A 19,105-nucleotide genomic window follows, 5' to 3' on the forward strand; every position below is an offset into this window, starting at 1 on the left:
CCCTCTCATAACGGTCACGCGGTCCCGGGCAGCCGGGGCCGCAGTACGGCGCTGATCCGCGCCAGCTCTGCCGGGCGGGTCATCCGCCCGTGCGTCGTGTCCACCTCGTGGATCTCGATGCCACCGCTCACGTACGGGTGCCAGGCGCGCGGATCCGGCGGCGGACCGGACCACCCCCGGGTCGCGCGGAAGAAGAGAAGGTCCCCGTCGAAGACCGGCGGACGGTACGCGCGGGCCGCCGCCGACGCGGCCGGCAGGATGCGGGCGACCGCTTCGACGTGCGCCTCGCCGAGGTCCGCGACTCCGGCGGCACGCAGCAGAGCCGTGGCCGCCGCGGTGTCGAGCGGTGCGCCCGCCGGCGGTTCCACGCCGAAGTACTCGCGGAGCACGAGGCGCAGGATCTCCGGCCGGTCCAGCGGCGGGCTTTCCGGCAGCGTCTCCGGCGGATAGGAGTCGAGCATGACGAGTAGGCCGGGTTTCTCGCCCTCGGCCTGGAGCCGGGCCGCGGCCGCGTGTGCCAGCTGGCCACCGAGCGACCATCCGAGCAGCGAGTACGGTCCAGGCGCGCCCATGGCCCGAATTCGGCTGACGTACTCGGCGACCATGTCGTCGGCGCTGTCCGCGACCCGCGCCGGATCGGTCAGCCCACGCGCCTGCAGTCCGAAGATCGGCTGGTCCGCCGGCAGCTGTCGCAGCAGGCCGGTGTAGCACCAGCTGAACCCGCCGGCCGGGTGGAAACAGAACAACGGCGGACGGCCGGAAACGTCCCGCAGCGGCAGGAGCACGTCGAGCGGGTCGCGGCCGGCGTCGCCCAGGCGGGTGGCGAGCCCGGCCGGGGTCGGCGTATCGAACAGGCTGCGCAGCGTCACCTCGGTGCCCAGTGCGGACCGGATCCGTGCGATCAGCCTGGTCGCCAGGAGCGAGTGGCCGCCCAGGCCGAAGAAGTCGTCGGCCGGTCCCACCGTCGGCAGGCCGAGCACCTCCGCGAACAGCTCGCAGAGGACCTGCTCGCGCGGTCCGGCCGGCGCGGACACCGCGGTCGTCCCCGGGCCCGGATCCGGCAACCCGCGACGGTCGACCTTCCCGTTGGGCATGCGGGGCAGCCGGTCGAGCACCGTCAGCACGCTCGGCACCAGCGCGGGCGGCAACAGCGTGGCGACGTACCGGCGAAGATCGGCCGGGTCCGGCACCGCGCCGGAGGCCGGCGTCACGTAGCCGACCAGCAGCGGATCACCGCCGGACGGCCGCCGCACCGCGACGGCGGCCGCCGCGACCGCCGGATGCCGGGTCAGCGCGGCCTCGACCTCGGACGGTTCGACGCGCACGCCGCGTACTTTGAGCTGGCCGTCCGACCGTCCGAGGTGGAGGAGCTTCCCGTCCTGCCGATAGGCGACCCGGTCGCCCGTCCTGAACATGCGGGCTCCCGGCGGGCCGAACGGGTCCGCGACGAACCGTTCCGCGGTCGCGCCCGGCCGCCGTACGTAGCCGCGCCCGACCCCGGCGCCGCCGTAATAGAGGTCCCCGGCCACCCCGGTGCCGCGCACCGGGCGCAGCGCGCCATCCAGCACGTACGCGCGGTTGTTCCACAACGGCGTCCCGATGGATCGGTCGTGGACGTCGCAGAACGCGAACAGGCTCTCGCTACTCACCTCGGTGCACCCGCAGAAGTTGACCAGGCGGGCTTCCGGGCTCTGCGCGGCCAGCCGGTCGGGCAGCTCGGCCGGCATCGGCTCGCCGCTGCTGAGCACCAGGCGCAGCGACGACAGCCGGCCGGGCGGGCCGGCGGATGCTTCGTCGAGCAGGGCCAGCAGCAGACTGGGTACGGCGGTGAGTACCCGGACCTCGTGCCGGGCGACGAGATCGGCCAGCGCGGTCATGTCGACAGCGGTGGCGGCGTCGGCCATCACCACCCGGCCGCCGTGCACCAGGGTCTGAAGGATCTCGACCGTGCCGTCGATGAAGCTGATCGAGCTCTTGGCGAGGAGCGCCTCGTTGCCGGCGAACGGCTGCAGCTCGGCGAACCAGGTGAGCCGGTTGAGCAGCCCGGCCCGCGTGCCTGCCACGCCCTTCGGCGCACCGGTCGATCCGGAGGTGAAGATTATCGACGCGATGGAGGCCGGGTCGTCGGCGGGTGCGGGTGCGGGTGCCCGGCTGGCGGCCGGAACGTCCGCGAGGTGCAGTGCCGGCGTGCCGGCGGGCGGCTCGCCGTCGGTCAGCACCAGGATCGGACGGGCCTCGTCGATCATGTAGCGGAGCCGTTCGGCCGGATACTGCGGGTCCAGCGGCAGGTACGCCGCACCGGACCGGACGATCGCGAGCAGCGCCACCACCAGGGCCGCCGAACGCGACACGTGCAGTCCGACCGCACGCTCCGGTCCGGCACCATGTCGCGCCAGCTCGGCCGCCAGCGCCGCCGAGCGCCGGTCCAGCTCTCCGTAGGTGAGCCGCTGGTCGCCGTCGATCACGGCCACGTCCGTGCCGAAGCGGCGAAGGGCCTGCTCCAGGCACCCGGTGAGGCTGGTCTGCGGCACCGGGTGCGCGGTGCCGTTGCGCTCCTCCAGCAGCCGGTGGCCCTGCCCGCCGAACGGGTCGGCGTGGCCCAGGCGCCTCTCCGGCTCCGTTGTCATCGTGGTGAGCACGGAGACCAGCGCGGCGAGCACGTCGCCGGCGGGCTGTCCCGGCACGTGGTCCAGCCGCAGCCGCAGCCGGTCACCGGGCACCACCGCGAGCATCAAGGGATAGTGCGTCGCGTCCGTGCCGTGCACGCCGGTCAGCCTCAGGCCGCCCGCCTCCGCGCCGAGGTCGCCGGACGGGTAGTTCTCGAAGACGACGACCGTGTCGAAGAGCTCGCCGACGCCGGCCGCGGCCTGGATCTCGGCCAGCGACAGGAACTCGTGCGGTTCCAGGTCGAGGCGCTGGCCACGTAGCCGCGCCGGCACCTCGCTCAGCGTGCTTCGCGGGGACAGGCGCACCCGGACCGGGACCGTGTTGATGAACAGCCCTGGCAGCTCGTCGATGCCGGCGATCTCGGCCGGGCGCCCCGCGGTGACCACGCCGAAGACCACGTCGTCCCGGCCGGTGAGCGCGCCGAGTACGACCGCCCAGGCGCTCTGCACCACGTCGCTGAGCGTGACGCCGAGCGACCGAGCCAGCCGTACGAGCGCATCCGTGTGTTCCGCGCCGAGCAGTGTGCCGGTCTGCCGGGGAGTCGCCGGGGGCATGCCGCCGGGGGCTACCAGCGTCGGCTCGTCGACGCCGGAGAGCGTCGCCCGCCAGGCCGAGGCCGCGGTCTCGGTGTCCCGGCCGGCGAGCCAGGCGAGATAGGCCCGGTACGGCACCGGCGGCGGGAGCGCGGCCGGGTCACCGCCCGCGGCGTAGAGCGTCAGCAACTCGCGTACCAGAATCGGCACCGACCAGCCGTCCATCAGGATGTGGTGACTCGTGACGGCCAGCCGGTGCCGGGCCGGCCCGGTGCGGGCCAGCAGCAGACGGATCATCGGCGGCTCCGCCGGCGCGAACCGCCGGGACCGGTCCGCGTCCAGCTCCGCTGTCAGGGCCGCGTCCAGGTCCTCGCCGGCGCCGGTCAGGTCCGTCTCCCGCCACGGCGTGACCACGCCGCGCGAAAGGATCTGCACCGGGCGGTCGAGTCCCTCGTGGACGAACGCGGCGCCGAGATGCGGGTGCCGGGTCAGCACCGCGTCCCAGGAGCGACGCAGCACCGCGCGGTCCAGGTCGCCGGACAGCTCGAGGACGAGCTGCGTCACGTAGACGTCCGGGCCGTCCCGGTGATAGAGGTGCTGGAAGAAGAGCCCTTCCTGCAACGGAGAGAGCGGAAGGACGTCGATCATTCCGGACGTACTCACCGCGGCGACCTCCACATCGACTCAAGATGATCGATCTGCGCCTGGTCGAGCCCGGCGAGGTGCAGATCGGACGGCGTGAACCCGCCGTCGTCCCCGCCCAGCTCCGCCAGGCTCCGGGCCCGGTCCTGCCACGCGCCGGCCAGCGACCGGATCGCGTCCTCGGTCAGCAGCGCGGCCGGCCACGTCCAGGTCGCCCGTAGGACCCGGCCGCCCGGCCGGTCCTCCGCCATCACGTTCAGCGCGAGCGTGTGCGCGGCCGGCAGCTCCGGGTCGGCAGCGCCGCCGAGCGCGTCGAGCGCCCAGTCCGCCGGCTCACCGATGCGGAATACCCCCAGGTAGTTGACCGCGATCCGGGGCGCGGGCAGCGCGGCGAGCCGGGCGGACGTGTCGGCGTTGAGATAGCGGAGCAGCCCGAATCCGAGACCGTCGCCGGGCGTGGCCCGCACCTGCTCCTTGATCCGCTTGACGGCGTCGGCGGGGTCCCGTCCGGCCCCGGCGTCCAGCCGCACCGGGTACGTGCTGGTGAACCAGCCCACGGTCCGGCTGACGTCGGTGCCCGCGATCGTGCCGCGCCCGTGGTTCTCCAACTCCACGACCAGGCCCGCATCCGCCACGGCGCCGAACGTCCGGCGGCTCCGGACGGCAAGCGCCAACGCGGTCAGCACCAGATCCTCGGTACCGCATCGGAAGGCGTCGGGCACCACGCCGAGCAGTGGTTCCGCGACGTCCGGGCCCAGCTCGACGGTAAGGTGCCGCAGCGTGCCGGTCGTGTCCCGGTCCGGTGTCGGCGTCCACTCCGGTGACAGCGCCGTCCCGCCGAGCACGCCTGCCCAGTAGGGCAGCTCGGCCACCCGCTCCGGACGCCGCGCCTCCTCGGACAGCACGTGCGCCCACCGGCGGAACGACGTGGCCACCGGAGGCACAGCGTCGGCGGAACCGGCGAGGTCCTCCAGAAGGATCCGCCAGGAGACGCCGTCGATCGCGAGGTGGTGGACGGCCAGGAAGAGCCGGCCGGGCTCGTCCGGGCCAGCGTCGAACCAGACCGCGACCGCGGTCCGGCCCTCGTCCGGATCCATCACGCTGACGACCCGGCCGGTCTTCTCGGCGATCACCTCGGCACGCCGCGCATCCGGCAGCCCTCGCACATCGACCCGCTCCACCGCGATCGGTGCTGCGCCGACCGGCCGTACCTCCAGCGTCCAGTCCCGGCGGCGGAGACGCAGCGCGTCGTGCCGGTCGGTGAGAGTGCGCAGCATCCGGTCGAGGCGTTCCTGCCCGGTGCCGGCCGGCACCCTGATCAGCGCGGACTGGTGGAAGCGCGCGGTCGGACCGCCCAGCTCGCGCAGCCAGTGCATGACCGGAGTGAGCGGCATCGGCCCCGTGCCGTCGTCCGGGGTCACGGACGCGAGCGCGGGCGTGGCAACGGCCGCGAGCCCGGCCACGGTGCGGTGCCGGAACACGTCGCCGGGCGCGAGCACCAGCCCGGCCCGGCGGGCACGGCCGCTGAGCCGGATCGCGCCGACGCTGTCGCCGCCGAGCGCGAAGAAGTCGTCGTCGATGCCGAGCTGCGGTACGCCGAGCAGCTCGGCGAACGCCTCGTGCAGCGCGGTCTCGGCGGGTGTACGCGGCGCCCGCCCGGGACCGGCCGGAGCGAACTCCGGCGACGGCAGCGCGGACCGGTCGAGCTTGCCGTTCGGCGATGAGGGCAGCTCGTCGAGGAACATGATGAGGTCCGGGACCATGTGGCCGGGCAGCGAGCGCGCGGCGAACGCGCGCAGCTCCGCCGGGTCCGGACGGCCGTCCACCGCCACGACGTACCCCACGATGTGCTGGGCGGTGCCGCGATGGACAGCCACGGCGGCCTGTCCGACCCCGGGGTGTTCCTGCAGGACGCCCTCGATCTCGCCCGGCTCGATCCGGTAGCCGCGCACCTTCACCTGCTCGTCGGCCCGCCCGACGAACTCGAGCTGCCCGTCGGCGCGCAGCCGGGCCAGGTCACCGGTCCGGTACATCCGGGAGCCGGGTGGGCCGGACGGGTCGGCGACGAAGCGCTCCGCCGTGGCGCGCGGCTGGTGGCGGTACCCGCGCGCCACGCCGGTCCCGGCCAAGTACAGCTCGGCCGTCACGCCGACCGGCACCGGACACAGCCGCGCGTCGAGCAGCCGCACCCGGACCCCGCGCAGCGGCGTGCCGATCGGTGCGCCACCGTCCGGGCTCAGCGGACCACCGACGGTGGCGGCGATCGTGGCCTCGGTCGGCCCGTACGCGTTCAGTACCCGGCACCGCCCCGCCCACCGCTGCAGCAGGTACGGCGGGCACGGCTCACCGCCGATGACGATCGTCGTGCCGTCCGGCAGCGCGTCGTCCGGGAAAGCTGCCAGCACCGACGGCGGCACCGCGAGGTGGGTGACCGCGTGCGCGGCGACCAGCGGCGCGAGGTCCTGCGCGACGTTCCAGGCGTCGTCCGGGGGCAGCACCACCTGGCCGCCCGCCAGCAGCGTCACGCACATCTCCCAGTACGCGGTGTCGAAGCTGGGTGAGGCCGACTGAAGCATGCGCGTGTTCTCGCCCAGCCGGCCGAGCCGTTCCCGAGAGCCGGCTACCAGGTTGACGACGCCTCGGTGCGGCACCTCCACGCCCTTCGGCCGGCCGGTCGAGCCGGAGGTGTAGATGACGTAGGCAGGGTGGTCCGGATGCGACGGCACGCGCGGATCGGTGTCGTCCGCGCTCGACAGTTCGGCGCGTACCCCGGGATCGTCCAGGTCCAGCACCGGATGCGTCTCCGTCCCCGCCGCGCGCGTCAGCACCAGCGCCGGCGCGGCGTCGTCGAGCATGTACGCGATCCGCGCGGCCGGGTAGCCGGGGTCGATGGGCAGATACGCGGCACCCGCCTTAGCGATCGCCAGCAGCGCCTCGACCAGCGCGATCCCGCGCGGCAGCCGCACGGCCACCACGGTCTCCGGGCCGGCACCGCGCGCCACCAGCAGCCGCGCGAGCCTGTTCGCGGCCGCGTTCAGCTCGGCGGCGGTGCGGGTGACCGGCCCGGCCACTGCCACGATCGCGTCCGGATCGGCCGCCACCCGCGCCTCGAACAGCGACGCGACCGTGTGTGACGAGCCCGGATCCGGCGCGGCACCCCCGCCGGTGGCCGTCCAGGCCTGCTCGGCCGGTGTGAGGATCTCCAGCGCGCTCACGTCCAGGTCGGGCTTCACGACGACCTGGCGCAGAATCATCAGGAGCCGGGCCGCCAGCGCCTCCACTGTCGCCGGGCGGAACAGCTCGGTGCGGTACTCGATGCTGCACTCGACGCCGTCCGTGCCGAAGTCGCCGAGCACCCGCTCGCTCAGGCCGAGCGTGAGGTCGAAGCGGGCGATGCCGCTCGGCAGCGGCTCCGGACTGGTCCGCAGGCCGGGCAGCCGCAGGTCGAGGCCGGCGTTGTTGTCCAGCGCGAGCATCACGTTGAACAGCGGGTTGTTCCCGGCGGCCCGGTCGGCGGAGACCGCGTCGACCAGGCGCTCGAACGGCAGGTCCTGGTGCGCGAACGCCGCCAGGTCCGTCTCGCGCACCCGGCCGATCAGCTCCCGGAAGCTCGGATCGCCACTCACGTCCGTCCGCAGCACCAGCGTGTTCACGAAGAAGCCGACCAGATCGTCCAGCTTCTCGTCGGACCGCCCCGCGACCGCCGTGCCGATCGGGATGTCCGTGCCCGCGCCGAGCCGCGAGAGCAGCACCGCGAACGCGGCCTGCACCACCATGAACAACGTCGACCGGGTCTCCCGCGCCAACTCCACCAGGCGTGAGTGCAGGTCCGGGCCGATGACGAACCGGTGGGTGCCGCCCGCGTAGCCGAGTTCCAGCGGCCGTGGGTAGTCGGTGGGCAGCGCGAGCCGCTCCGGCATGCCGGTCAGCGCCGTCCGCCAGTACGACAACTGCGCGCCGGCCGTGCTGTCCGGATCTCCCGTGTCGCCGAGGAGGTCCCGCTGCCACGCCGCGTAGTCCGTGTACTCCACCGGGAGCGGCTCCTGCACCGGCGCCCGGCCGGCCCGACGTGCCTCGTACGCCAGCGCCAGGTCGGCCAGCAGCGGGCGCAGCGACCAGCCGTCCGCCGCGATGTGATGGATCAGCAGCAGGAGCACGTGCTCGGTCGCCGACCGCCGCGACAGCCAGGCCCGGATCGGGAACTCCGCGGCCAGGTCGAACGCGTGGCCGGGATCCCCCTCGCCGACGGCCAGGCCGACCAGGCCGGGCCCCGGGGGCGTCACCACCATGAACGGCTCGCCGTCCCGCTCGACCACTGTGGATCGCAGTGGCTCGTGCCGGCACACCACGTCGTTGACCGCCAGCCCCAGTGCCTCCGCGTCGACCTCGCCCGACAAGCGCAGCGCCAGCGGCACGTTGTAGGTCGCGCTCGCACCCTCAAGCCGGTGCACGAACCACAGCCGCCGCTGCGCGAAGGACAGCGGCACCACACCGTCCCGGGTACGCCGTCCCAGCGCCACCCGGTCTGCCGTGCCCAGCCGGCCCGTCAGTCCCGCGGGCGTCCGCGCGTCGAAGAGGTCCTGAAGGGACACCTCCAGGCCCAGCAGCCCTCGGATCCGGCTGACCACCTGGGTCGCCAGCAGCGAGTGGCCACCCAGCTCGAAGAAGTCGTCGTCGATGCCGACCCGCGGCACACCCAGCACGTCCGCGAAGACACCGCAGACCAGTTCCTCGCGCACCGACCGCGGACCGCGGTTCCCGGCCGGCACCGTGCCGGTCAAAGCCGGCAACCGGGACCGGTCCACCTTCCCGTTCACGGACAGCGGCAGCTCGTCGAGCACCATGAGCAGCCCCGGCACCATGAAGTCCGGCAGCCGGGCGCGCAGGTACTCCCGTACCTCCGCCTGGAGTGTGGCGTGCCGGGAGGCGCGCGCCGGCACGTTGGTCCACGGCCCGTCGCCGTCACCCGGCCGGTAGGCGCCGGTCACCGGCATGCCGTCCGCGGCGCCGGCGAGCAGGACCGCCTCGCAGGCGTCCCGTTCCTCCGCCCACGTGACGACGGTCAGGTAACCGTGCCGGCGGCCGGCCGCGACCACATCCTCGCGCCGGTCGCCCGGCAGCCCGGTGATCCTCAAACGGTCCGGCGCGTACTGCGCGTCGATCCGTCAGAGGCCCAAGACCAAAGCCAGGCCGACTCGATGACGCAACGCCACACACCGAAACGATGATTACCCGAAGTAACCACGCAGGGGGATCGTTGCCGCGTCTTCCTTCAGGAACGGGCGATGCGCCAAGGGCGAGCCCGTAGGGTCGGTCGCGTGGCCGAGACGCAGACCAAAGCGGACCTGTCCTACATCGCCAGCGTGACGCGGGTCCGCGCGGCGGCCGGCGTGATCCTCCGCGACCAGGCCGGCCGGGTGCTGCTGGTCCACCCGGCCTACAAGGACGTGTGGGAAGTTCCCGGCGGAACCGTGGAGCCGGACGAGTCCCCGGCAGACGCCTGCACCCGCGAGATCCGGGAAGAGTTGGGTCTGTCGATACCGGCGGGAGCGCTGCTGTGCGTCGACTGGGTGCCAGCGAGCCCGCCCTGGGACGGCGGGCTCATGTTCCTGTTCGACGGCGGGGTTCTGACGGCGGACCAGGTCGCGGCGATGCGGCTGTGCCCGGACGAGTTGGACGGCTTCGAGTTCGTCGAGCCGGAGCGCTTGGGCGGGGTGTTGATCCCTCGGTTGGCTCGGCGGATTGTCGCGGCTCTCGCCGCGATCGGGCAGGGAGGTGTCTACCTTGAGGATGGAGTCGCGATCTCGAACAGATAGTCAGCCGGGCTGAGGCGTAGGCGCGGTGCGCGTAGCAGCTCAGGCGCGACGGAGCTACCAGTTGCCGCCGAGGCGAGGATGGCCTCGGCGGCGGCGATGGTCGCGGCGGCCTGCCACTGGATTGCAACTGGCGCTCCTCAGCCGAGGACAGCCTGGCACGGTAGGAGGCTTTGTGTGCGCTCAGCAAGCCTGTCGTCAGAACTCCTCGCGGGCGATGTCGGCGCCGAGAGCGGTGAAACGGCCGGTCAAGTTTGCGTGGCCCCGGTCGATCATGGCGCCGTTGCCGATGACGGTTTCGCCGTCGGCAACAAGTCCGGCCAGCACGAGACCAATGCCGGTCCGCAGGTCTCGGGCGATGACCTTGGCGCCGCGCAGCGGCTTACCACCGTGGACCACGGCCTTTTCGCCGTCGACGGTGAGGTCCGCGCCGAGCTTGGTCAGCTCACCGGCGAGGGCGTAGCGGGCGTCGTGGATGCGCTCACGGAAGTAGCTTGTCCCGGCTGCTTGGGTGGCGAGGGCCATCAGCGGAGGCTGCAGGTCGGTGGCGAACCCGGGGTGGGTGTCGGTGATGACGTTGATCGGATGCAGTTGACCGGGTCGGATGACGCTGGTGACCGCCCCGGCGGCGCTGAGTTCGATGCCCATCTGATGAAACTTGTGCGCGGCGACTCCGAGGTGATCCAGTACGGCGCCACCGACGAGGTTGATCGCGCCACCGGTGATGGCAGCCGCGATGGTGAGCACGCCGGCGTCCATACGGTCCGGCATGATCCTGTATTCGACCGCGTTGAGCTCGTCGACCCCGGTGACGGTGATGCGGCCAGTTCCTGCGCCGGTGATCTGGGCGCCCATGGCGGTGAGCATCGCGACTACGTCGAGAACTTCGGGTTCCAGCGCGGCGTTCTCGATGACGGTCCGGCCGGGCGTCAGGGCTGCGGCCATGACGAGGTTCTCGGTGCCGGTGTGCGAGGGCGTGTCAAGGTAGAGGTCCGCCCCGCGCAGGTTGCTGGCTTTGATGCTGATCGTGGTGCCGTGTTCCTCGATGTGTCCGCCGAGGCGGGCCAGGCCCCGGTAGTGGAAGTCAAGCCCTCGGGTGCCGAGGGCGCAGCCGCCGGCGCCCTCGAAGATCACCTCGCCTCGACGGTGCAGCACCGGGGCAAGGAACAAGACGCTGCCCCGAAACTGGCGGGTGAGATCGGCTGGTAGCCGTGAGCTGGTGATCTCGGTGGCGTCGATGACGAGCAGTCGGTCGCCCGGGTGGTACTCGACCTGAGCGCCAAGAAGCCGGGCGAGGTCCACGGCGTGCTGGACATCGGTGATCGCGGGAACGTTACGCAGCACCGTCTGACCGCGTCGGGCGAGCAGCGCGGCACCGATCATGGGCAGGGCCGCGTTCTTGGCGCCCTGCACGACGACGGTCCCGTTGAGCGGGCCAGCGGGGCGGACACGATAGCGAACTTCGTTCATGTGACGTTCCTTCAGCAGAGGAAGTGGCTGAGCAGGCACGGGCGGGACAGTCGGCGGTGGTGGGCGGCGGTTACGCAGCCAGGGACAAGCCGTTCGATCCTTGGCGGTAGAACCGCCCGCAGGCGGGGCAGGTGAGGTTGTCGTCGAGGCGGTGTCCGCATCTGCAGGCCCAGCCGATCTGCCGGGCCGGGTTGCCCATGACGAGGCCGTAGTCCGGCACGTCATGTCCCACAACGGTGCCGATGGCGACCATGGCGTATCGGCCGACGGTGACGCCTGGGGCGATGACCGCGTTGGCACCTACGGTGGCGCCGTAGCGGATCGTCACCGGTTCCCGCCGCCAGTCGTCGCGGCCCTTCAGGTGGCCGGCGGGGTTGACAGCTCGAGGTGCGAAGTCCTCGAGCAGGTAGACGCCGGGGGCGAGCATCACGCCGTCCTCCAGGACAGCCCCGTACACTCCGCATCCGTCCTGGATCTTGACCCGGTTGCCGATGACCGCTGCCGAGGCCACATGAACGCCCTTGCCGAGTACGCAGTCCTCACCGATCCGGACTTCCCCGTCGACCTGAGCGTGGTGCCAGATCCTGGTTCGTGCGCCGACACAGGCCGCGTCTGCGACCTCAGCCGACTCAGCGATGAAGGGCGTGTCCGCCGTAAGCCCGGGTGTCGGTGCTGGCGTCTTGGTCATGCCGAACGCTCCGCGGGTTTCAGCAGCCGCTCCAGGTCGTCCAGGGTCCGGACGCTAATCAGCTCGTCGTCGGGCATTGGACGACCGGTTCGTTCTTCCAGCAGCACGGCGAGGGTGAGCCGGCCGAGCGAGTCCAGGCCGAGATCAGACAGCCGCGTGGAGGCGATGATCGTTTCGGCGGCGTGACCGCTGATCTCGGCGAGGATCTGCCGGGCCGCTGTCTGCTGGGCCAGAGCGTGCGGGCTCATCGGATCCTCCCGGCGGCGTCGAGCAGCAGCGGCAGGCATTCGGCCATCGGCGCACGTTGCCAGAGCCGACGGACGGCGACCGCCCTGGCTGAGGTGCCGGCGGCGATGTCGTGCAACGCCGCCCCAATGAATCGCTCCAGCATCTCGTGGGTTCCGGGCGGGAGGCTGCCACCCGGTTGACACAACATGTCCACCAGGCCGCGGGTCGCGCCGCCGATGAGGTCGTCGAGTGCCGGTAGATGCATCGCACGCCGAGGGCTGTAGGGATGGGCGGAGGTCGAACCGGGAGCGGTGATCCCGTCGGCGACGATGACAGCGGCGTGCGGGGCCAGCAGCACCCCGCACCGATAGGTGCCGGTCGCGAGGTGGATCATCGGGTGGCCGGTGCGGCCGAACAGCGGCAGGTGATCGAGAGTGACCGGCCGGTGCCCGACCCGGACCTCTACCAGCCCGGCCTCGCGCATCGTGGTGTTGAGCTCGGCGCCCGCATCGTGGATCAAGGTGGCGATCTCGTCCAGGGTGGCTGGTTGGCCATAGTCGGGCTCGGTGGAGAGCCGGTTCGTCGCGCCCAGGTAAATGGTGCCGTCGCCGCGCGGGACCATGTGGCTGCCGCAGGCGAAGCCCCGGTTCGGGGTTCGCACGGCAGCGGGCAACGAGAACGGGACGCGGGCAAGCAGCGACACGCCTCGCCCGGACCGCAGCGGAGGGGCGTCGACCTGCTCGGCAAGCGCAGGGGCGAGCAGACCCGTTGTCCCGGCCCCGGCAGCGAGGACCAGATGAGCGGCCAGGACAGTGCTGCCGTCTGCCCCGTTGACGACCAGATGCTCGCCGCGCTCCTTGACGGTGGTGACGGTGGTGTTGAGCCACCGACAGCGGGGATTGGCCTTCAGCACCGTGGCCAGCGCCTCGACCAGGAGCGCCGGGTCTACGCTCGCCTCGTCCGGCAGCCATAGTGCTTCGTGTGCTCGCACCTGGGGTGCCAGCCCCGGAACGGCGGTCGGCGACGCGAACTCGGCGCGGCACCCGTGGCCCTCGGCGGCCTTCGCGATGGCCCGGAGGTTCGCGGCGTCATCCGGCCCGTAGCCGTTGCCGATCACCCACACGCCCGGGACAAGCCTTACCGTCTGCTTGCTGGCCGTACCGACGCGGTCCAGCCAGGCATCGTACCCGGTCCGGGCGGCCAACCGTTCGCCAACTTCGACGCTGACCCGCTGGGGATCGTGGCTCGCCTCGACCTCGCTGAAGACGGTGAGCATCGCGCCGGCGGCCCGGGACGCCTGCCCTGCGTGGTCGCCGGTCCGAGGTCCGACCACGGTGACGTCCAGGTCCCGGCTGAGCAACTCGAACGCGGTGGCGAGCCCCAGCAGGCCGGAGCCTGCCACCACGACGTCTGTCACGAACTGGTTCATGTCACTCACCTGATCCGTCCAGGGAATCGATGCGGGTGGCGGCGAGGGTGTGCACCTCGAACCGGAGACCACGGAATGCTGCCCGTCCGGCGGCCCGGAGCGGATACAGCCGCGACAGCAGCACGTCGCGGTGCATCGCGTAGCGGCGCAAGGGGATGTCCAGCTCGCAGATCTGCACAGTGCGGCACTCGTATCCGCTTCGTCGTAGCGTCTGGCGAGTGCGGGGGATGTCGGTCAAGGAGGAGTGCGTCAGCAGCAGCGTCCCGCCCGGCGCGAGCAGCTCGTCGAGGCGGGCGAGCAGGACGTCGTACAACGCCCGCCCGTCACTGCCACCGACCAGCGCGGTCTCAATGCCGTCGTCGACGGCGTACACCGGATCGTGTGGGAAGTGCGGAGGGTTGCAAACGACTAGGTCCCAGGGTTCGGGGACTGCCAGCTCGGCGAGGTCCCCGACGATCGTGGCCACCTGGGCGGGTGAGATGCCGTTGCGGGACGCGTTGTCGCGGGTCACCTCCGCACATGCCGGATTGACGTCCAACGCGGTCACATGTGCCGCGCCCGCCGAGGCCAGGGCCACCGTGTACAGGCCGGAGCCGCACCCGATGTCCAAGACCCGGGCACCCGAAAGAGGCAGGCCGGGGTTGGCGTTCAGCGCGCTCAGCAACGTGAGCCCCACGTCGGTCGGGAAGAGGACCGGGCCGTCCTCCGGCGTCTCGATCTCGATCCGCCGGCCGAGTACCTCCACCGTGGCCGAGATGGTGCCGTTACGTGTCGGCCCCAATTGGCAGAGTGCATGCGCCGCTCCTGCCGGGACCCTCACCCGGACCGTCTGCGGCGGCACATTGATGACGTCGGTGCTGCTCATGAAGATTCCTCCTCATCATCAGAAGAAGCCCTGCTGGAGAGCCGGTAGGAGCGGGTGTGCCGGGCTGGCCAGCCGAGGAAGCGGTCGAAGACATGGGCGGTGCTGCCGGTGTCGCTGGGCCGGAGCTGGTGCAGATCGTCGATCGCGTCATGCAGGCAGCTGGCCAGATAGAGGAAGAGACTGACCAGGCTGTCCCTGTACTCCGTCAGAAGGGCGACCTTCGCCGCGCCGCAGGGCCACGGCTGGCCGCACCGTCGGCACAGCCACAGTGGCCGCATCGGCACGTGCGGCAGGGAGTGCTCGTTAGGGGCCGTCATACCGACCGCGCCAGCGGACGCAACCGTAGATGCGCCAGGGGCGCAGGCGTCCCGATCTCCGCGTAGAAGCCCCGGTCGCTGCTCATCGAGCCTCACGCTCCCGCGTCTGCCGCTCGAAAACGATCTGCCAGACGTACGTCAGCAGAGGCGGATCGACCGACGCCGGTCGCAACGCTTGAGCCGCTGCCGGGCGGCCTCTTGGCGGGTCGCCCATCGTCGCGTTGCGCGAGAGGTAAACGGTCATGGCTGGCCCCCGCTCGGGTCCGCCGCCTGAGTGCGGTGAGCTTGCCGGCGTACCGGCAAGCCCACCGCCGTCGGCCAGCGGCGGGGAGCAGACCGCCGGTCACCCGCCCACACAGCCTCGCTGGCGGTACGCGAACGGGGAGTCACTCGTACGGTCGACGGAGTGCCCGGCGCGAGCACTTGCCGGTGCGTCGGGTCGCATTCCGACCTGTCGCCGATCGACACGTCCATCTGGTTCTCCCTGGCGTGACATTGCCGCTGACCCGTCGGCGCCATGGGATCAGGATCGTCCTGGACCGTTCCGCCGACGTGTTCCTGACGTCCACGATCGCGGGCGGCACGGGCGCGAGACAGACCCAGCGTGGTGGGCCACGGTGGGCCTCGCTGTGGTCGGCCCCGACCGATGCGAGGAGGACAGGCGGTACTACGCCGTCCCTACAAGACTCATTTCAGAGGATGTGCCAGCGGCGGAGTTCCGGCCCGCCGTGGACAAGTCCTGCGATCCGGTGGTGCACCTCGTCGGCGGCCTCGGTCCCGGGGCGGGACTTTCGGGCGTTGGTAGCGATCATCTGCAGCTCGCGAAGCTGGCACAGCTCCTCGAACCCCGGCCAGCAGGTGGCATCCCAGCCGTAGGCGGCGGTGAAGTTGGCGAAGGCATCGGAGCCGGGCGGATCGAACCGGCGGCAGTGGACAGCGACCGTGGCGATGTCCCACTCGCGGGGCCCAAGGGCGGCGCCGTCCCAGTCGGCGAGTACGGGCGTACCGTCGAAACGCCGGAGCGCGTTGCGAACCTGCGGATCTGACTGGATCAGGCTCGTGCCACGGGGAAACCGCATCGCCTCCCAGCCGGCGGCCAGCGTCTCGAGCCGGCCCAGCAGCAGATCCTGTTCCTTGCCGTTCAGGATCTCCGAACGGGTCACGGATAGCTCGATCCCATGGATCGGCCGCAGCACGGGCAATGGCAGCTGCGGAACAGGCAGGGAATGCAGATCCCGGAGAAGGCTTCCGAGTTCGGAGACGGTGATGGGATGGTCGTGTGCGGGATCCAGACGCTGCCAGACAGTGACGGCGTGCCCGCCCACCTCCAACGGCTGGGACAGGCCCGGGTGAAGGCCGACCGTGGGGAACTCTCGGTCCACCAGCCAGTCGACCACGGCCACCATCGCGCGCACCCGGTTCAGGTCCTGGTCGCCAGGGGCGATCTTGATGACGACGTCCCCGACGGCGTAGACGGCGTTGGTGTGGTGCCGCAGCAGAGCCGCGTCCGAGTCGGGGTAGCCGAGGAGACGACATACCTCGGCGAGCACCGGCCGAGTGCGCGCCTCGACGAACATGGGGCTCCTAGGGACCGAGTGCGGCTGTGGTCCCAAGCCTACGGGCGCGCTCGCGGCAGGCCCGTAGGTAGTCCGTCAAGGTGGCGACCTCACCCCGCTGGCTCTCTCCAGGAATCGCCGTGGACACGTCGCTGGCCCGGGTCAGGATGATCTCCGTCCGCTGCGTCTCGGGCAGGTCCGCGACCGCGTCACGCGCGGTTACCAGTGCCTCGGTCACCCGCCGATCCCGCGCGAGACACATCGACCGGTCCAGGGCAATGAGCGCCGCATCGATCGGCACGGCCGGAGCCGTGCCATAGAGCCGCAACGCCTCGTCCTGAACCCGGTACGCCTCCACCGTGTCACCGAGCCAGGTGTACGCACCGGAGAGGTACAACAGCAGCCGCTTCGCCGGAAACCTGAACGCCACGTCGGTGTCCTCGTCGCCAGCCTGATCGAACAGCCGGCGTGCCTGATCGACGGCCGACCGCGCCTGCTCGGTGGCACCGATTCTGGCCAGGGCACGCGCCCTGCCCGCAGCCGCCAGGGCACTCGACGACGATGCGGCCGGAGTGACCGCCAGAGCCGCATCAGCCAGAGCGACGGTCTGGGCGGGATCCCCGAAGTAGTACGGCAGCATCGCCGCCTGGGCCCGCACGAGCACCCTGAACCGAGCCTCCCCGCTGTCGTCCGCCGCGTGGATCGCTGTGCCGTACCACCGTCGAGCCTCGGCAACATCCCCAAGCCTCATCAACGCGTCAGCGCACATCGTCGCCAGCAGCGCCGCCACCCCGGACAGCCGGGCCTGGACCGCCGCCGGCTGGCGCCGAAACGACAGCATCTGCACCTCTCGGCAGTCGGCCGCCAGCAGCGCCAGCATCGTCTGTGGCGAAGCCGAGGGATAGACCCGCAGGTGCTCGCCAGCGCTTTGCTCGATCAGCTCAAGCTGCCGAGGGGCGACACTCGACGCCGCCAGAGCCTCGTCCAGTCCCAGACGGAGTCTGACCAGACCTCCGGCCTCGTTGCTCCCCATACGGGCAGGCGACCGATCCGCTTCACCGGCCACGGTCTCGATGCTGACGTCACGCGGCATAGCGCTGTCCTCGGCGCGGCCGAGCCCCATGACCGGACGCGGAATGTGAAGACCCACGGCGATCCGTTCCAGCACCTCGTACGCCGTGACCTGCCGGACGCCTTTGGCGATCTCCGTAGCGCGGTGAGGCGAGAGGCCTACGAGAGCGGCGATCCTGCCGTAGGACACGCCTCGGGCGTGAAGGAAGCGGAAGACCGCAGTGATGTCGCGCCGCTGAAGAAACTCGCTGATCGGTCGGCCGTTCCACAGCCCCGAACTCCACCACTCGGGATCCACCTGCGCGGCCACGATCACCTCCGATCGGACGACGACCACCCGACAGCACAACGCATCCGCGCCAACACATCAAGTCAATGACGGTCGAGTCGACAGCCCAACCAGAGTCGACGCTCGGGGTGGCATCCGGAAGACCCACGATGAGCCCTCAGCGTGTCCCCTCCCGGGATCAGCGCAGCCTCCGGAGCGCCATGACCTGTCCAGCCCGAGCCTTGTCGCCGGTCTGGGATGGAAGCGAGTGATGCAGATGAGGAAAGAGCCGTCTATCAATAATCCGTCGCAGCCCAGCGGATGAAGCAGGTCTATAGGCTCCCACCAGGCAGAACGCCTGCAGAAGGTGGAGGCCCCGAGTCGAGCTGCCCCGACCCAGCCACACATCCATTGGCATCCATCATTGCCTGACATAGAGTCACTGGCTAGTCACATTGAGCGCAAACGACCGGGCGGCGACTTGCGGATGATGACCAACACCCACAGAGCCAACTGCGCAAACGCCCAGAGGCCGGGCTGCACATGCTCCGGCTGCGGGGGCTCCCAACACGGCTGGCAAGGATGGACATCTCTGGCCGCCGACCGGCCAGAGAAGCGCGACGACCGGCGGCGTGAACTCAAGGAGAAGGTGGAGGAAGACAGACGATCCGGGCGCCAGAAGTTCAACGCCCACAACCGGGAAATCTACTTTGACCTCGCACGCCTGGACATCACCGACTACCTGTGGGCCGCCGACGGCCGAACCAGAATCAACGGCCGACTGCCACGCGATGTTGAGCCAACATCGATGTCATCAGACCTTGGCCGGATGGACACCCTTGCCCACCAGGTCATGGAGAACCCGTGGGACGAGATCTCAGCCGGCATAGACAGCCTCGTCCGGAATAAGGCTGACGCCAGGGAGGTCAAGAAGCGCCTGGCTGATCACACATGGTGCGGCCTGCTGGTGGCCCTGATCCAGTTGATCGAAAAGATCAACAAGACCGTCGAACTGCTGACGGATACCGCCAAGCAGTTCATCACCGACGCGTTGTCGCGGCGGTTCGATTCGGGGCTGCCCCGGCTGGTGACCGACGCCGTCATCCGCCTTGTCGTGGACAAGGTGTGGTCAGCCCTGGCGAGGCTGCTGGAGGCTCACTTTCCCCTCCTCGGAACAGACACCCTGCGCGTCTTGAGGATGCTGGCCATCTTCACCTGCCCCTCGGTCGAACACCATCCAGAGGTCTACAAGCACGCCGTCCGGCCGCTCATGGGCGACGGGCACGAGATCATCACGGACGAGATCAAGACGCACGTGGTCACCCTCTTCAGCGCGTGGTGGCGGCGGCGCGCCCCGGAAGCTCTGGCCTGACGCGCCCCGGACACGCCCGGCCCCATCAAGCCCGGAAAAGAACCAGCGGTGCGCGCCGGATGTACACGAGACCCGCGTTCAGTCCGGGCAACACCGGCCCGGTCCAACGGCTCCCGAGCACCCACCGAGCCACCACCCACTCTCGGCGTACGCGAAAAAGGCCCCGACCCGGTGAAAACCACCAGG

The 19,105-nt window shown here is 71.0% G+C and carries 13 protein-coding genes; 2 read left to right on the top strand and 11 right to left on the bottom strand.

All coding sequences use genetic code 11. The features are described from left to right. Nucleotides 1-14 precede the first annotated feature (14 nt). Both ACGFIA_RS02820 and ACGFIA_RS02825 read right to left on the bottom strand, forming a co-directional pair. A complete protein-coding gene (locus tag ACGFIA_RS02820) occupies nucleotides 15-3,863 on the bottom strand; it encodes an amino acid adenylation domain-containing protein (RefSeq protein WP_393258119.1) in 3,849 nt (1,282 codons plus the stop codon). Beyond that, on the bottom strand, nucleotides 3,860-8,977 hold the full coding sequence (locus ACGFIA_RS02825; protein WP_393258122.1) for an amino acid adenylation domain-containing protein: 5,118 nt from the start codon (nucleotides 8,975-8,977) through the stop codon (nucleotides 3,860-3,862). Before ACGFIA_RS02825 ends, ACGFIA_RS02820 begins: the two co-directional genes overlap by 4 nt. A gap of 183 nt (nucleotides 8,978-9,160) precedes the next feature. On the opposite strand from ACGFIA_RS02825, the gene ACGFIA_RS02830 reads away from it, so the two are divergent. Next, nucleotides 9,161-9,658, top strand: coding sequence for an NUDIX domain-containing protein (locus ACGFIA_RS02830; RefSeq protein ID WP_393258125.1), 498 nt, complete (start codon nucleotides 9,161-9,163; stop codon nucleotides 9,656-9,658). A 195-nt stretch (nucleotides 9,659-9,853) separates the two neighbouring features. On the opposite strand, the gene murA is transcribed toward ACGFIA_RS02830, so the two are convergent. From murA to ACGFIA_RS02875, 9 genes are all read right to left on the bottom strand, one after another. Next, complete coding sequence (murA, locus tag ACGFIA_RS02835) at nucleotides 9,854-11,125, bottom strand: UDP-N-acetylglucosamine 1-carboxyvinyltransferase (RefSeq protein WP_393258128.1); 1,272 nt, start codon at nucleotides 11,123-11,125, stop codon at nucleotides 9,854-9,856. A 70-nt stretch (nucleotides 11,126-11,195) separates the two neighbouring features. After that, nucleotides 11,196-11,813: a DapH/DapD/GlmU-related protein gene (locus ACGFIA_RS02840; protein ID WP_393258131.1), complete on the bottom strand. Its 618-nt coding sequence runs from the start codon at nucleotides 11,811-11,813 to the stop codon at nucleotides 11,196-11,198. Then, nucleotides 11,810-12,061: an acyl carrier protein gene (locus tag ACGFIA_RS02845; RefSeq protein ID WP_181726476.1), complete on the bottom strand. Its 252-nt coding sequence runs from the start codon at nucleotides 12,059-12,061 to the stop codon at nucleotides 11,810-11,812. The genes ACGFIA_RS02840 and ACGFIA_RS02845 overlap by 4 nt, the downstream gene beginning before the upstream one ends. Further along, entirely contained in the window at nucleotides 12,058-13,470 is a 1,413-nt protein-coding gene (locus ACGFIA_RS02850) for an NAD(P)/FAD-dependent oxidoreductase (RefSeq protein ID WP_393258136.1), read from the bottom strand. The genes ACGFIA_RS02845 and ACGFIA_RS02850 overlap by 4 nt, the downstream gene beginning before the upstream one ends. Before the next feature lies 1 nt (nucleotide 13,471). After that, a complete protein-coding gene (locus ACGFIA_RS02855; RefSeq protein ID WP_357467015.1) occupies nucleotides 13,472-14,335 on the bottom strand; it encodes a methyltransferase domain-containing protein in 864 nt (287 codons plus the stop codon). Continuing rightward, on the bottom strand, nucleotides 14,332-14,613 hold the full coding sequence (locus ACGFIA_RS02860; RefSeq protein WP_357467558.1) for a hypothetical protein: 282 nt from the start codon (nucleotides 14,611-14,613) through the stop codon (nucleotides 14,332-14,334). Before ACGFIA_RS02860 ends, ACGFIA_RS02855 begins: the two co-directional genes overlap by 4 nt. Before the next feature lie 121 nt (nucleotides 14,614-14,734). Continuing rightward, a complete protein-coding gene (gene amcA, locus ACGFIA_RS02865) occupies nucleotides 14,735-14,896 on the bottom strand; it encodes a multiple cyclophane-containing RiPP AmcA (protein WP_016818147.1) in 162 nt (53 codons plus the stop codon). Between the two features lie 448 nt (nucleotides 14,897-15,344). Then, nucleotides 15,345-16,229, bottom strand: a complete 885-nt coding sequence (locus tag ACGFIA_RS02870) for a phosphotransferase (protein WP_318332774.1) — start codon at nucleotides 16,227-16,229, stop codon at nucleotides 15,345-15,347. A 7-nt stretch (nucleotides 16,230-16,236) separates the two neighbouring features. After that, nucleotides 16,237-17,595, bottom strand: coding sequence for a hypothetical protein (locus tag ACGFIA_RS02875; protein WP_357467555.1), 1,359 nt, complete (start codon nucleotides 17,593-17,595; stop codon nucleotides 16,237-16,239). Nucleotides 17,596-18,034: 439 nt separating this feature from the next. Here ACGFIA_RS02875 and ACGFIA_RS02880 point away from each other — a divergent pair, with 439 nt between their 5' ends. After that, nucleotides 18,035-18,919 (top strand): hypothetical protein, encoded by an 885-nt coding sequence (locus ACGFIA_RS02880; protein WP_357467010.1) that lies wholly within the window; start codon nucleotides 18,035-18,037, stop codon nucleotides 18,917-18,919. Nucleotides 18,920-19,105: the final 186 nt, after the last annotated feature.

Origin of the sequence: Micromonospora sp. NPDC049203 (genome assembly GCF_043197215.1) — a bacterium.
Classification (GTDB): domain Bacteria; phylum Actinomycetota; class Actinomycetes; order Mycobacteriales; family Micromonosporaceae; genus Micromonospora.

Coding starts and splice junctions, on each gene's coding strand:
- ACGFIA_RS02860 (WP_357467558.1), bottom strand. CDS start 14,613: ATGCGGCCACTGTGGCTGTGCCGACGGTGCGGCCAGCCGTGGCCCTGC.
- ACGFIA_RS02845 (WP_181726476.1), bottom strand. CDS start 12,061: ATGAGCCCGCACGCTCTGGCCCAGCAGACAGCGGCCCGGCAGATCCTC.
- ACGFIA_RS02870 (WP_318332774.1), bottom strand. CDS start 16,229: ATGTTCGTCGAGGCGCGCACTCGGCCGGTGCTCGCCGAGGTATGTCGT.
- ACGFIA_RS02850 (WP_393258136.1), bottom strand. CDS start 13,470: ATGAACCAGTTCGTGACAGACGTCGTGGTGGCAGGCTCCGGCCTGCTG.
- ACGFIA_RS02880 (WP_357467010.1), top strand. CDS start 18,035: ATGATGACCAACACCCACAGAGCCAACTGCGCAAACGCCCAGAGGCCG.
- murA (WP_393258128.1), bottom strand. CDS start 11,125: ATGAACGAAGTTCGCTATCGTGTCCGCCCCGCTGGCCCGCTCAACGGG.
- ACGFIA_RS02855 (WP_357467015.1), bottom strand. CDS start 14,335: ATGAGCAGCACCGACGTCATCAATGTGCCGCCGCAGACGGTCCGGGTG.
- ACGFIA_RS02840 (WP_393258131.1), bottom strand. CDS start 11,813: ATGACCAAGACGCCAGCACCGACACCCGGGCTTACGGCGGACACGCCC.
- amcA (WP_016818147.1), bottom strand. CDS start 14,896: ATGACCGTTTACCTCTCGCGCAACGCGACGATGGGCGACCCGCCAAGA.